Raw genomic sequence first — 12925 nt, 5'->3', positions numbered from 1 at the left:
GCCAGGTTTTTTAATTAAGAAAGAAGTTGTCGAAGAACGAAGGGAAGAATACCGCCGTGCTGGTAGTATTCTACTTCGACAGGTGTATCTATGCGTAGCAGCAAAGGGATGTCCTGTTTGCTGCCATCGGGGCGCTGCACGGTTAACACGACATCCTGTTGTGGCTTGATACCTTCTTCCAGGCCGCTGATGTCGTAGGTTTCATCACCGGTAATCCCCAGGGACTGCACCGAGTCATCTCCTTTGAATTGCAGGGGCAGGACACCCATGCCCACCAGATTGCTTCGGTGAATGCGCTCAAAACTGCGGGCAATTACCGCTTTTACACCCAATAGCTGGGTGCCTTTGGCCGCCCAGTCACGGGAAGAGCCTGTGCCGTATTCTTCACCCCCAAAGACGATTGTTGGTGTACCACTGGCAATATATTGCATGGCGGCATCGTAAATGGGCATTTGCTCTTGACTGGGTTTGTGAATGGTTTCACCTCCTTCAAAGCGGCTGCCATTGGGCAGGGCGGGAATCATAAGGTTTTTGATACGAACGTTGGCAAAGGTGCCACGCATCATGACCTCATGATTGCCACGGCGTGAGCCATAGCTGTTGAAGTCGGGTTTCATGACATCGTGGGCCAGCAGCCATTTGCCTGCCGGTGAGGTTTCCTTGATAGAGCCGGCCGGTGAAATATGGTCGGTGGTGACCGAGTCACCAAAAATGCCCAGCGCGCGTGCCTGTTTGATCGGCTGGAGGGCAGCCGGTGTCATGCTGAAGTCGTTAAAGAAAGGCGGCTCGGCAATATAGGTGGAGGTTGGCCAATTGTAAACGTCACCGGATACACCCTTGATTTTTTTCCACAAATCGCCAGGATTGGATTTGACCTGGGCATAGTTGTTGCGGTAGGCCTTTGGATTCATGGCTTTACCCAGCAGTTTTTCAACCTCTTCATCGCTTGGCCAGATATCGCCTAGCCAAACATCTCCTTTTTTGCCTTTGCCAACCGGTTGGGTCATTAAATCAATATTCAATGTGCCTGCCAGTGCATAGGCCACGACCAAGGGGGGGGAGGCGAGAAAGTTGGCTTTGATGTTGGGGTGAATGCGGGCTTCGAAGTTGCGGTTGCCTGACAGGACGGCAGCGCAAACCAGATCGTTTTTGACAATCGCTTCATTGAACTCGGGCAGCAAATCACCGGCGTTGCCGATACAGGTTGTGCAGCCGTAGGCAGCCACATCAAAGCCCAGTTGCTCAAGATAGGGCAGCAAGCCTGTTTTGGCCAGATATTCGGTCACTACCCTGGATCCGGGCGCCAGTGAGGTTTTGATGTGTTTGGGTACGCTTAAACCCGCCTTGACCGCTTTTTTGGCCAACAGGCCGGCTGCCAGCAGGACACTTGGGTTTGAAGTGTTGGTGCAAGAGGTGATCGCGGCGATCAGGATGTCACCGTTTCCAAGTGTGACACCACTGGGGGTTTCATAAGCGGCCGTGAATTTTTCTGCCGGCTGATTGAAGCCGTTTTGCTCGGGGGGGGCGGTAAACAGCTTGGCAAAGGTTTTTTTGACATTGCCCAGCTCAATCCTGTCCTGGGGACGTTTAGGGCCGGCCAGTGAGGGAGAAACGGTTTTCAGGTCCAGCTTCAGGACTTTGGTGTAGTTGATGTCTTTGGCTTTGGGAATGCCAAACATTTTCTGGGCCTTGAAATAGGTTTCAAGCGCTTCAATTTCTTCATCGGTACGACCGGTGCCCCTGAAGTAATCAAGCGTGTGTTCATCAACCGGGAAAAAACCCATGGTGGCACCGTATTCGGGTGCCATGTTGGAAATGGTGGCACGGTCGGTAACACTTAAGCTGGCAGTGCCCGGACCACAGAATTCCACAAATTTGCCAACCACTTTTTCCTTGCGCAGCATTTCGGTAATGGTTAGCACCAGGTCGGTGGCGGTCACGCCACCGCGTAATTGGCCGGTCATCTCAACACCAATCACATCGGGGGTCAGCATGTAATAGGGTTGCCCCAGCATGGCCGCTTCGGCTTCAATGCCTCCGACGCCCCAGCCCACAACCCCAATGCCGTTAATCATGGTGGTGTGACTGTCAGTGCCAACCAGTGTGTCGGGATAGTAAACATCGTTGGCGTCTTTGTGAACACCACGTGCCAGATATTCCAGGTTAACCTGATGAACAATACCAAAGCCTGGAGGGACAACGCCAAAGGTGTCAAAAGCCTGCATGCCCCATTTCATGAATTGATACCGCTCTTTGTTGCGTTGGAACTCAACCTTCATGTTCAGGTCCAGCGCATCTTTGGTGCCGAAGTAGTCAATCATGACAGAGTGGTCAACCACCAGGTCAACGGGGACCAGTGGCTCGATGGCTTTTGGGTTTTTGTCCATTTTATCGGCGACCGAACGCATGGCGGCCAGGTCGGCTAATAAAGGAACACCGGTAAAGTCTTGCAAAACGACGCGGGCCACCACAAAAGGAATTTCCTCTTCACGTTTGGCGTTGGCTTGCCAGTTGGCCAACTGGCGCACATGTTCTTCGGTTACCTTATTGCCATCACAGTTGCGCAAAACCGATTCGAGTACGATGCGGATGGAAACGGGCAGTTTGTTGATTTTGATGCCCAGTTTTTTACCCAGGGCGGGCAGGGAATAATATTTCCTGGTTTTATTGTTGACCGTGAGTGTTTTGACAGTGCTGGAAAAAGGCATGGCAACCTCGCTGTTTGAGTTAATTGGCAAAAGAATATTGGGGTGGATGGGTCTTGTTTTGATTGTTTGTTTCCAATGATAGCACTAGCTGGAAGATGTTTGCTTGCCGGATTTAAGCAAATGTGCAATACATGGATGATTTTGCATTGGCAGCAGTGATAAATTAAAAAAAACAGGCCTTTTCAAGGCCTGTTTTAACATTGAACCAAGCCGTTCCGTATGGAACGGAACGGCGTTGACTTCAGTATTTAGATACCAACAGTATCTGCAATTTCCTTGAAGTCTTCGATCTGGTCAAAGTTCATGTAGCGATAGATTTTATCGCTGTTTTGGTCGATGATGCCAATGTCAGCCATGTACTCTTCACGTGTTGGGATGCGACCCAGACGGGAACAGATGGCAGCCAGCTCTGCGGAACCCAGGTAAACATTGGTGTTTTTACCCAAACGGTTCGGGAAGTTACGGGTGCTGGTTGACATGACGGTAGCACCTTCACGCACCTGTGCCTGGTTACCCATGCACAAAGAGCAGCCTGGCATTTCCATGCGGGCACCGGCTACGCCCAGAACGCCATAGTGGCCTTCTTCGGTAAGTTGCTTTTGATCCATTTTGGTTGGAGGAGCAACCCACAGTTTGACCGGGATGTCGCGTTTGCCTTCCAGCAGCTTGGAAGCGGCGCGGAAGTGGCCGATGTTGGTCATGCAGCTACCGATAAACACTTCATCGATTTTTTCACCGGCAACCTCAGACAGTGTTTTAACATCATCAGGGTCGTTCGGGCATGCCACGATAGGTTCGTGGATGTCGGCCAGGTCAATTTCAATCACTTCAGCGTATTCGGCGTCGGCGTCGGGCTCAAGCAGTTGCGGGTCGGCCAGCCAGGCTTCCATGGCCTTGATGCGTCGGGCCAGTGAGCGTTCGTCTTCGTAGCCGTTGGCAATCATCCATTTCAACAGGGTAATGTTACTGTTGAGGTATTCGATGATGGGCTCTTTGTTCAGGCGAACGGTACAACCGGCGGCTGAACGCTCGGCAGAGGCATCAGACAATTCAAATGCCTGCTCCACTTTCAGATCGGGCAGACCTTCAATTTCAAGGATGCGGCCGGAGAAAATGTTTTTCTTGCCTTGTTTGGCTACAGTTAACAGGCCTTTTTTGATGGCGTACAAAGGAATGGCGTTAACCAGGTCACGCAGGGTCACACCGGGCTGCATTTTACCTTTGAAACGAACCAGAACGGATTCTGGCATATCCAGTGGCATTACACCGGTCGCAGCTGCAAAAGCAACCAGGCCTGAACCGGCGGGGAAGCTGATGCCGATTGGGAAACGGGTATGGGAGTCACCACCGGTACCAACGGTATCAGGCAGCAACATGCGGTTTAACCATGAGTGAATGACGCCGTCACCAGGACGCAGGGAAATACCACCGCGGGTGCTGATGAAGTCTGGCAGCTCGTGGTGGGTTTTAACGTCGACAGGTTTTGGATAGGCCGCTGTATGGCAGAAAGACTGCATGACCAGGTCGGCAGAGAAGCCCAGGCAGGCCAGGTCTTTCAGTTCGTCGCGGGTCATTGGGCCAGTGGTATCCTGGCTGCCAACAGAAGTCATTTTGGGTTCGCAGTAAGTGCCTGGACGCACACCTTTGCCTTCTGGCAATCCACAGGCGCGACCCACCATTTTCTGTGCCAGTGTGTAACCTTTACCTGAGTCAACAGGCTCAACAGGCAGACGGAACAGGGTTGATGCAGGCAGACCCAGTGCTTCACGGGCTTTGGCGGTAAGGCCACGGCCGATGATCAGGGGGATACGGCCACCGGCGCGTACTTCGTCGAACAGGACATCGGATTTGACTTGGAATTCGGCAATGACTTCACCGTTTTTCAGGGCTTTGCCTTCGTATGGACGCAGTTCAATGACATCGCCCATTTCCATTTTGGAAACGTCCAGTTCGATAGGCAATGCACCAGCGTCTTCCATGGTGTTGTAGAAGATAGGCGCAATTTTGCCACCCAGACAAACACCACCGTAGCGCTTGTTGGGTACGAAAGGAATGTCTTCACCGGTGAACCACAATACGGAGTTGGTGGCGGATTTGCGTGAAGAGCCGGTGCCGACAACGTCACCGACGTAGGCAACCAGATGGCCCTTTTCTTTCAGGGACTCAATGAATTTAACCGGACCGCGCTTGCCGTCTTCTTCGGGTTCGAATGCCGCGCCTTCACGTTTGTTTTTCAGCATTGCCAAGGCATGCAAAGGAATATCAGGACGTGTTGTGGCGTCGGGAGCGGGTGACAGGTCATCGGTATTGGTTTCGCCACTGACCTTGAAAACCGTGACAGTGAGGCTTTCTGGTACTTCAGGACGGCTGGTGAACCATTCGGCATCGGCCCAGCTTTGAATAACGGCTTTGGCGTTTTCATTGCCTTTGTCTGCTTTTTCCTTCACATCATGGAAGGCGTCAAACATGAGCAGGGTTTTTTTCAGGCCATCGGCAGCGATAGTGCCCAGTGTTGGGTTGTCGAGCAAGTCGATTAGCGGGCTGATGTTGAAGCCACCCAGCATGGTGCCCAGCAATTCAGTGGCTTTTTCAGGGGTGATCAGGGGGCATTTTTCGGTGCCGAAAGCAACGGCGGCCAGGTAAGAAGCCTTGACTTTGGCGGCATCATCCACACCTGCTGGTACACGGTGGGTAATCAGATCTACCAGATAGTTTTCTTCTCCGGCGGGAGGAGCTTTGAGCAGTTCGATTAAATCAGCGGTTTGTTTGGCTGACAAAGGCAGAGGAGGGATGCCCAGCGCAGCGCGCTCGGCAACGTGTTGACGATATGATTCCAACATGACGTGACCTTAAAAAATATTAGAGACAACATGACCATTATAAGGCTTTTTCGTAAAAAAGTCTTATGTCTTATATAAGAGTTGACTGCTTGCAGCAACATATTTTCCAAAAATGAGCGTAACATTTTGTTTCCGAAAAAATTCAGGTGGTTTTTGGAAAATGAAGGCAATGCAAGCTCAGGTTGAATTTTACACGGCTGTCTGTTTTTTTTGTTTCTTTCGGTGCATGAAAGTTCCGATATCAGCGGACACATCTACCTTGTTGCCCTGCTCAACAGGTTATAATCCGGCTATTGGTTTAATTATCTTTTTGCGGCATTATTCATGACTTTTATAGTCAATTATATTTGCACTGTTGTGAACGTCATGTATAGTGTTGCCGTTACATTTTCAATTAATTACAAGCAAAAGGAAACGTATGTCTTCTAAGAAGAAGCTTGCTATTGCAACGGCAGGGGTTCTGGTTGTTGCTGCGGGTGCAGCCTGGTATGGTGGTAATAAACTGGCTCAAGGCAAGGTAGAGGAAGAGCTGAAGGCTTTTTTGGTAAAAAACGATTTGCAGGATAATGTGTTTTGGGAAAGTCTTGATGCGAATGTGAGCGGTACGGGCTCAATGAGTAATGTCAAACTTGTCGACAAACAAAATCCCGCGCATTATTTCACTTTCAGCAAAGTGATTCTGAATGATCTCGAGAATACAGAGAAAGTCCAGAAAATAGATATTTCTTTTGAGGGCTTTGCTGATGAAACCGGTAAAAGTCCCATAGGTAAAGTTTCAGACAATCGATTGGCCGATCTGGGTTATACCGAGTTGCCCAAAGTCAATGGCAGCCTGAAGGTCAGTTTTGACAGCAGCACAGATCGTTCTATGTATGAAATCAGTATTGATCAACCCGAGCTGGTCAGTTTTGGTGTCAAACTTGATGCCAATAAAATTGGGGGCTTGCTTGAACAGGTGCGTGCCAATTCACAGGCGATACAGCAAAACCCCATGGCTGTGCTTCCATTTCTGGCGCCTGTCAGTATTAACTCCCTGTCATTCAATATTGATGACAAAGGTCTTGTGAAAAGAGTGATTGCCAAAGAAAAAGGGGCAGCTTTGGGTGAGGCACCTACGCCAGCACAAAATGCGACTTATGAGGCAAAAATGCTTCAGCAAAAAGAGGCCTGCATGAAGCAGGGGGCGATTGTTTTTGGTGTCAACAAAACAGAGGCTTCTTGTGATGCGATTTATAAGTATGTGACCAATCAAAAAGACAGCCTTTCATTTGCCATGAATCCAACGCCTCCATTCGAGCTTATGTCGGTTTTTCAGTTATTGTCTGGCGCGGGTGTGGCTAACGCCAATCAGCTTTTCCAAAACCTGAACATTGAATTGAAAAATTAATATATAGTGCGATCTTAAGCCAGCATGAAAAAAGCGTTCAATCCTGAACGCTTTTTTTGTGGTCACGAGAGAAATATTCAAATGACATTGGTGTATTCAGGGTGCCGTTTGAGGTAGGCAACGGTATATGAGCAGACGGGGTGGACTCTCCAGTTGTTGTTGCTGGCGGTTTCCAGGGCAAAACGGGTCATTTCTGCCGCAATACCACGTCCGCCCACTTCTTTGGGAACCAGGGTATGTAAAACATGCATCACATTGTTATCAAGCCGGTACTCAATCAGGCAGGTATGGCCATCAATTACCGCCTGGAAACGGGATTGTTCGGGAAGGTGCTGGATAGTTAAACTCATTGGCTTGCCTTGGCTGGGGATAAGAATATGATCATGATAATACTTTATATGGCAGCAGGCCAATATGTGCTTGCTGCCGCAAGGGTTTATGCCGTTTTAGCGGGTGAGTAAAATACCCCACACCACGCACATGCAAAGAATGCCAATAAAACAGCAACCCCACAGACCAAGCAGGGGCCATTTGATTTTAACGGGCACTTGCGATGGAATGACATGAGGCAAAATGCGATTGGCATGGCCAATCAGCCAGAACTGCACATTGGGGAAAAACAGCCTGAAAAAATAGTCCAGCAAAATCGAGCAGCGAACGGACAGGGAAAACCGGTGAAAAGGCTGCATGCTTAAATACGGGTGCTTCAGCATTTCATTGGTGGGTTTCAGGGAAAAGAAAATCAGGTAGAGGCCGGAAAATGATGCAATCAGGAAACAGGCCATGAGTATTGCAATGGCATAGGTCAATATCAATTCAATCATAAGAAAGGGAATAAATCTCGGGTTGGCTTGTAAATAATAAATTAACGAAGGATTTTAACCGAAGTTGGGCGACTTGTTTTTTTGGTGATATTCATTCAATATCATAGGATTTTTAATTTATATCAGGCGGGTATTGATATTGCCATGATTCTTTTATTTTTTATTTGATACACGCCAAGCGCTGGTCGGTACAGTAGCTATAAATATGAACAAGAATGCATCAGCAATCGCTGGTGAAAAATACATAAAACAGGAGATGGAACATGACACAGGAAGCAAAATTATTGGGCGAGGGTTTTTACTGGCAGGATCTGGAAGTTGGACAGAAATTCAAAACCTTTAAACGTACGATTACAGAAACCGATATTGTTAATTTTATAAGCGTTACCGGCATGCTGGAAACCATTTTTATTGACAAGACTTTTAATGCTGGTGCCATTAAGGGACGTCCGGTGCCCGGTGCACTCACGTACAGCATTATCGAAGGCATGTTGATGCAAACTATGGTTCAGGGAACCGGCCTTGCTTTGCTGGAAGTGCATAAAAAAATGCTGGCCCCTGTGGTTGCCGGTGATACGATTTGGGCCGAAGTAGAGGTCACAAAGGTAAGACCAACCTCCAAACTTAACCGTGCCGTGGTTTCAACACATATTAATATCAAGAACCAGGATGATATAACGGTGATTAGTTATGACGTAACTCGCATGTTATCAGGACGTTAATTTGAAGCATTACCAATAATAATTTTAAATTTAAATTAAGTGGGTGGTTTGTTATGCTTGACGTTCTTGACCTGGCTTATCTTCCTCAAGAAGAAAACCAATTTCGAGGTGAATTGCGGGCTTTTATTAAAGAAACCACGCAGGAAATGGATGCTTACGCACGGGCCCGTTCATGGATGGGTTTTGATGCCGGGTTCAGCAAAAAACTGGCTGCCAAAGGTTGGTTGGGGCTTACTTTGCCCAAGCAGTATGGCGGTGCGGAAAAAGGTTATTTTTCCCGTTTTGTATTGTCTGAAGAGCTGTTGGGTGCCGGGGCGCCGGTTTCGGCTCACTGGATTGCCGACCGCCAGAGCGGTCCTTTGATTCTGCGTTATGGCACAGAGGCGCAGAAACAGTTTTATTTGCCAAAGATTTGTCAGGGGGAGGCTTTTTTCTGCATAGGCATGAGCGAACCCGACTCCGGTTCTGATCTTGCCAGCATTAAAACCAGGGCACAAAAAAATGACAAAGGCTGGCTGCTTAATGGCAGCAAGATATGGACCACCAATGCCCATCAGTCACATTATATGATTGCCTTGGTGCGCACTTCAGGAGAGGCGGGTGACCGGCATAAAGGGTTGTCTCAGGTGATTATTGACTTAAGCCTGCCTGGTGTTACGGTACGCCCCATTGTTGATGTGGCCGGTGACGCACATTTTTCTGAAGTGTTTTTTACGGATGTTCAGCTGGCTGATGACGCCCTGATTGGCAATGAAGGCGATGGTTGGGAGCAGGTGAATGCTGAACTGGCCTTTGAGCGCAGTGGCCCTGAGCGTATTTATTCCAGTATGGCTCTGGTGGAGTGTTTTCTGAAAGAGTGCCGGCAACAAGGCTGGCAGTCTGAGCGAGTGCAGGTCACGCTGGGTGGCATTGTTGCCCGACTTGCCGTATTGAGAACCATGTCATTGGCGATTACCAGCAAACTGGCCAAGGGTGAAAACCCTTCGGTAGAGGCATCGCTGGTTAAGGATTACGGTACTGGACTTGAACAGGATATTTCCAAGTTGATTGCTGACTGCATGGGTGGGCATCCCGAATGGACGCCTTCCGTTGAGCTGATCAAGACCCTGGCTTTGGTGGATCAGGTTTGTCCTTCCTATTCCTTGCGTGGCGGTACTCGCGAGATATTGCGAGGTATTATTGCCCGGGGCTTGGGCTTGCGATAAGAAGAGATAAAAATGGACAATTCAAGTATGAATAATCTTTTTGATGAGGCTGTGGGCCGTTTGTTTGCCGATGTTTCAGAGAAATCAGGTAACCGCCTGAATTTATCGTGCACAGATTATGAAACGATCTGGTCAGAAATAGCGGGTTCTGGTTTTTTGGATGTGATGCTGCCTGAGGAACAGGGAGGGGCAGGGTTGAGTCTGAAAGAGGCCGGTAACCTGTTCAGGCAGGAAGGATATTTTAACTTGTCTGTTCCTTTTTCCAGTACTCTGCTGGCCAGGAGTTGGCTGGATAGCAACGGGTTGGCCGTACCTGATGGATCTATTGTGATTGCCACCATGGGGGTACAGGTGTCCGAAGGGCAGGGGCGGATAGTGATTAATAAATTGCCTTTTGGTCACCAGGCAGCCAGGTTTTTGGTGTTGGTTAATCAGTCATGTTATTTACTGGCCCAGGAAAAAGCCGTGGTTCATGAGGTTTACCACGCAGGGTTGTTTGCCAGCGTGAGCTGGCATCTGGAAGAGGCGATTGAGCTGGAGGTGTCTGCGCAAGCTTTGGAAGATTTGCGTAATCTGGCTGCTTTGGCCGCATTGGTGCCCAGTGTGGGTGCTATGGAACGGATTTTTGAAATGACGCTGGAGTATGCCAATCAAAGGCAGCAATTTGGCCGACCTTTAAGCAAGTTCCAGGCAATCCAGCATCAAATCAGCGTCTTGGCAGAACAAGTATGGGCCGCACGCATGGCAGCGCAAATTGCATGTAACAGCAACAATCATCATCCAGATCCCAATTTATTGGCCATTGCTAAATACCAGGTCAGTTTTGTGTCCGATCAGGTCGCCGATATTTCCCATGCGATTCATGGCGCGATTGGCATCACAGAAGAGTATGTCTTGCATTTTTACACCCGACGCGTGCGGGAGTTCAAGTCTGAAGCAGGTACTCAATCCTACTGGGCAGGGAAATTGGGTCGATATGTGTTGGAAACAGAGGGGGAAACAGTGCTTTCAATGTTGACCGGGGAGTTGTGTCCCGATGCTTGAAAAAGTACCGGGTATGATCGGACTTTTGATGCAAAACAAACTTTCTGTTGTTTTTGATCAATACGGAAAACCTGAAAAAAATAGCCACCTGATGGTGGCTATTTTTCATTCATTGACTGGGATTATTTAAGCAGATCGGCTACACCGTCACGCTCTTCCAGCAATTCTTTAAGGGTGAAATCCATGCGCTCACGAGAGAATGCGTCGATTTCCAGGCCTTCAACACGTTTGTATTCACCATTTTCAGTCGTAACAGGAACACCGTAGATGATGCCTTCGGGGATACCGTAAGAGCCATCTGAGGGAACGCCCATGGTGACCCATTTGCCGTTTGAGCCCAACACCCAGTCACGGATGTGGTCAATGGCGGCATTGGCTGCAGATGCGGCAGAAGACAGACCGCGTGCTTCGATAATTGCTGCGCCACGTTTGCCAACGGTAGGGATGAAGGTTTCACGGTTCCATGTTTCGTCGTTGATGAGCTTGTCCAGGGACTCACCGTTGACAGTAGCGAAACGGGTGTCTGGGTACATGGTTGGAGAGTGGTTGCCCCAAACGATGAGGTTTTCGATGTCTTTAACTGCTTTGCCAGATTTCTGGGCCAGTTGGGTAAGCGCGCGGTTGTGATCCAGACGCAACATGGCGGTGAAGTTTTTGGCAGGCAGGTCGGGGGCGGATTTCATGGCAATATAGGCATTGGTGTTAGCGGGGTTGCCAACAACCAGCACTTTTACATCACGGCTCGCCACAGCGTTAAGTGCCTTACCCTGGGCGGTGAAAATTTGCGCATTGACTTGCAGCAGGTCTTTACGCTCCATGCCAGGGCCACGGGGGCGTGCACCCACCAACAGAGCGATGTCAGCATCTTTGAATGCGGTCATGGGGTCGCTGTGAGCGGTTATTTCCTGCAGAAGTGGGAATGCGCAATCGTCCAGTTCCATCATGACGCCTTTAAGCGCTTTTTGTGCTTTTTCGTCTGGGATTTCAAGCAATTGCAAAATGACCGGCTGGTCTTTGCCTAACATTTCGCCTGAGGCAATACGAAATAACAATGCGTAACCGATTTGACCGGCAGCACCAGTAACGGCAACGCGCAGGGCTGGCTTGGACATAAATGTTTCTCCAAAATAGGTATGAACGTAAAGAGGTAAGAGCCTTAAGAGCGTATGCGGCAGCCCAATATTGGCACCGGATTATTCATGAAAACTCTTATTGATAATTGCCGATAATCTTAGAATAAAATCCGTTTTTCGTCAAATTGTCTTATAACTTATATCTTATATAAGAATAGACATAAACCCTTGGGTATGAAATAATGTCGCACGTTAATTCAGGTTTTCATTATTCTGTAAATATGTCAGTGTCATCATCCTTAACCGGCAAAGGTGGCGCCATTAGTGGTGCCGCTTTCAGTCCTTTGTATAAGCAAATCAAAGCGTTGCTTGTACAAAGTTTGCATGCCGGTGAATGGAAGCCCGGCGAAAGCATTCCCAGTGAGCTAGACCTTGCCTCCCGGTTTCAGGTCAGTCAGGGAACCGTGCGCAAGGCAATTGATGAACTGGCCGCCGAGAATCTGTTGATCAGACGTCAGGGTAAAGGCACGTTTGTTGCCACTCACCATGAAGCCCAGGTTCGCTACCGTTTTTTGCGGCTTACTCCCGATAATCCCGAAAATAATCAGCGTGCACAAAGTACAATACTTGAATGTAGCCGGCAAAAGGCAACACAGGAAATGGCTCGCATGCTCGAAATTCGTTCTGGAGATACGCTTATATATATAAAGCGCATTATGAATTTGGGTAACCGGCCAAGCGTTATCGATGAAATCTGGTTGCCTGCCGATGTCTTCAAAGGGCTTACCAGCGAGATACTGATTCATAACAAAGGGCCGCTTTATGGTTTGTTTGAGACAAAATTTGGTGTCAGTATGGTTCGGGCGGAGGAGAAGATAAGGGCTGTTGCGGCAAGTCCGCAAATAGCTGATTTTCTCAATGTTTCTGAAGGTTTTCCTTTGTTGCAGGTGGATCGTGTCTCTTATACTTATGGAGATCGGCCCATGGAAATTCGCAGGGGATTTTATCTGACCGATCAATATCATTACAGAAATAGTTTAAACTAGAGGCCGTTTTGGTTAGTGCCGGTTCAAAAGAAGTAATATTGGCCGGGTTTGTTTTTTGTTATATATCGTTTCATTA

At 48.6% G+C, this 12925-nt stretch carries 11 protein-coding genes; 6 read left to right on the top strand and 5 right to left on the bottom strand.

Annotated features, from left to right (window positions below):
• Positions 1-14: 14 nt before the first annotated feature.
• Together acnA and acnB are read right to left on the bottom strand one after the other, a co-directional pair.
• Positions 15-2708 (bottom strand): aconitate hydratase AcnA, encoded by a 2694-nt coding sequence (gene acnA / locus HCX92_RS11765; RefSeq protein WP_169295159.1) that lies wholly within the window; start codon positions 2706-2708, stop codon positions 15-17.
• Between the two features lie 248 nt (positions 2709-2956).
• Positions 2957-5548, bottom strand: coding sequence for a bifunctional aconitate hydratase 2/2-methylisocitrate dehydratase (gene acnB / locus HCX92_RS11760; protein ID WP_169295158.1), 2592 nt, complete (start codon positions 5546-5548; stop codon positions 2957-2959).
• Positions 5549-5966: 418 nt separating this feature from the next.
• On the opposite strand from acnB, the gene HCX92_RS11755 reads away from it, so the two are divergent.
• Positions 5967-6935: a hypothetical protein gene (locus HCX92_RS11755; protein ID WP_169295157.1), complete on the top strand. Its 969-nt coding sequence runs from the start codon at positions 5967-5969 to the stop codon at positions 6933-6935.
• A 77-nt stretch (positions 6936-7012) separates the two neighbouring features.
• Here the strand turns inward: HCX92_RS11755 and HCX92_RS11750 are convergent, their stop codons facing one another.
• Together HCX92_RS11750 and HCX92_RS11745 are read right to left on the bottom strand one after the other, a co-directional pair.
• Positions 7013-7285 carry a GNAT family N-acetyltransferase gene (locus HCX92_RS11750; RefSeq protein WP_169295156.1) on the bottom strand — a complete coding sequence of 91 codons (273 nt, stop codon included), beginning with the start codon at positions 7283-7285 and terminating at the stop codon, positions 7013-7015.
• A gap of 96 nt (positions 7286-7381) precedes the next feature.
• The gene (locus HCX92_RS11745) at positions 7382-7759 is read right to left on the bottom strand and encodes a hypothetical protein (protein WP_169295155.1); all 378 of its coding nucleotides are present in this window, start codon (positions 7757-7759) and stop codon (positions 7382-7384) included.
• A 263-nt stretch (positions 7760-8022) separates the two neighbouring features.
• On the opposite strand from HCX92_RS11745, the gene HCX92_RS11740 reads away from it, so the two are divergent.
• From HCX92_RS11740 to HCX92_RS11725, 4 genes are read left to right on the top strand one after another with little or no spacing between them, the layout of a single operon-like run.
• Positions 8023-8481 (top strand): MaoC/PaaZ C-terminal domain-containing protein, encoded by a 459-nt coding sequence (locus tag HCX92_RS11740; protein ID WP_169295154.1) that lies wholly within the window; start codon positions 8023-8025, stop codon positions 8479-8481.
• A gap of 53 nt (positions 8482-8534) precedes the next feature.
• Positions 8535-9686, top strand: coding sequence for an acyl-CoA dehydrogenase family protein (locus tag HCX92_RS11735; protein ID WP_169295153.1), 1152 nt, complete (start codon positions 8535-8537; stop codon positions 9684-9686).
• A gap of 12 nt (positions 9687-9698) precedes the next feature.
• Positions 9699-10730: an acyl-CoA dehydrogenase family protein gene (locus tag HCX92_RS11730; RefSeq protein ID WP_169295152.1), complete on the top strand. Its 1032-nt coding sequence runs from the start codon at positions 9699-9701 to the stop codon at positions 10728-10730.
• Positions 10723-10860 carry a hypothetical protein gene (locus HCX92_RS11725; protein ID WP_169295151.1) on the top strand — a complete coding sequence of 46 codons (138 nt, stop codon included), beginning with the start codon at positions 10723-10725 and terminating at the stop codon, positions 10858-10860. Before HCX92_RS11730 ends, HCX92_RS11725 begins: the two co-directional genes overlap by 8 nt.
• On the opposite strand, the gene HCX92_RS11720 is transcribed toward HCX92_RS11725, so the two are convergent.
• Positions 10853-11842, bottom strand: a complete 990-nt coding sequence (locus HCX92_RS11720; protein WP_169295150.1) for a malate dehydrogenase — start codon at positions 11840-11842, stop codon at positions 10853-10855. The genes HCX92_RS11725 and HCX92_RS11720 overlap by 8 nt on opposite strands.
• A gap of 242 nt (positions 11843-12084) precedes the next feature.
• Between HCX92_RS11720 and HCX92_RS11715 the strand changes: the two genes are divergently transcribed.
• Positions 12085-12849, top strand: coding sequence for a GntR family transcriptional regulator (locus tag HCX92_RS11715; protein ID WP_169295149.1), 765 nt, complete (start codon positions 12085-12087; stop codon positions 12847-12849).
• Positions 12850-12925: the final 76 nt, after the last annotated feature.

The organism is Advenella sp. EE-W14, assembly GCF_012923605.1.
GTDB lineage: Bacteria > Pseudomonadota > Gammaproteobacteria > Burkholderiales > Burkholderiaceae_B > Advenella > Advenella alkanexedens.
Note: the sequence above shows the minus strand (reverse complement) of the source record. Positions and strands in the feature narration are given on the sequence as shown.

What these genes read in the sequence shown, in the direction of transcription:
- HCX92_RS11745 (WP_169295155.1), bottom strand. Translation starts at nt 7,759, where the DNA reads ATGATTGAATTGATATTGACCTATGCCATTGCAATACTCATGGCCTGT.
- HCX92_RS11750 (WP_169295156.1), bottom strand. Translation starts at nt 7,285, where the DNA reads ATGAGTTTAACTATCCAGCACCTTCCCGAACAATCCCGTTTCCAGGCG.
- HCX92_RS11740 (WP_169295154.1), top strand. Translation starts at nt 8,023, where the DNA reads ATGACACAGGAAGCAAAATTATTGGGCGAGGGTTTTTACTGGCAGGAT.
- HCX92_RS11725 (WP_169295151.1), top strand. Translation starts at nt 10,723, where the DNA reads ATGCTTGAAAAAGTACCGGGTATGATCGGACTTTTGATGCAAAACAAA.
- acnB (WP_169295158.1), bottom strand. Translation starts at nt 5,548, where the DNA reads ATGTTGGAATCATATCGTCAACACGTTGCCGAGCGCGCTGCGCTGGGC.
- HCX92_RS11735 (WP_169295153.1), top strand. Translation starts at nt 8,535, where the DNA reads ATGCTTGACGTTCTTGACCTGGCTTATCTTCCTCAAGAAGAAAACCAA.
- HCX92_RS11715 (WP_169295149.1), top strand. Translation starts at nt 12,085, where the DNA reads ATGTCAGTGTCATCATCCTTAACCGGCAAAGGTGGCGCCATTAGTGGT.
- HCX92_RS11755 (WP_169295157.1), top strand. Translation starts at nt 5,967, where the DNA reads ATGTCTTCTAAGAAGAAGCTTGCTATTGCAACGGCAGGGGTTCTGGTT.
- acnA (WP_169295159.1), bottom strand. Translation starts at nt 2,708, where the DNA reads ATGCCTTTTTCCAGCACTGTCAAAACACTCACGGTCAACAATAAAACC.
- HCX92_RS11730 (WP_169295152.1), top strand. Translation starts at nt 9,699, where the DNA reads ATGGACAATTCAAGTATGAATAATCTTTTTGATGAGGCTGTGGGCCGT.
- HCX92_RS11720 (WP_169295150.1), bottom strand. Translation starts at nt 11,842, where the DNA reads ATGTCCAAGCCAGCCCTGCGCGTTGCCGTTACTGGTGCTGCCGGTCAA.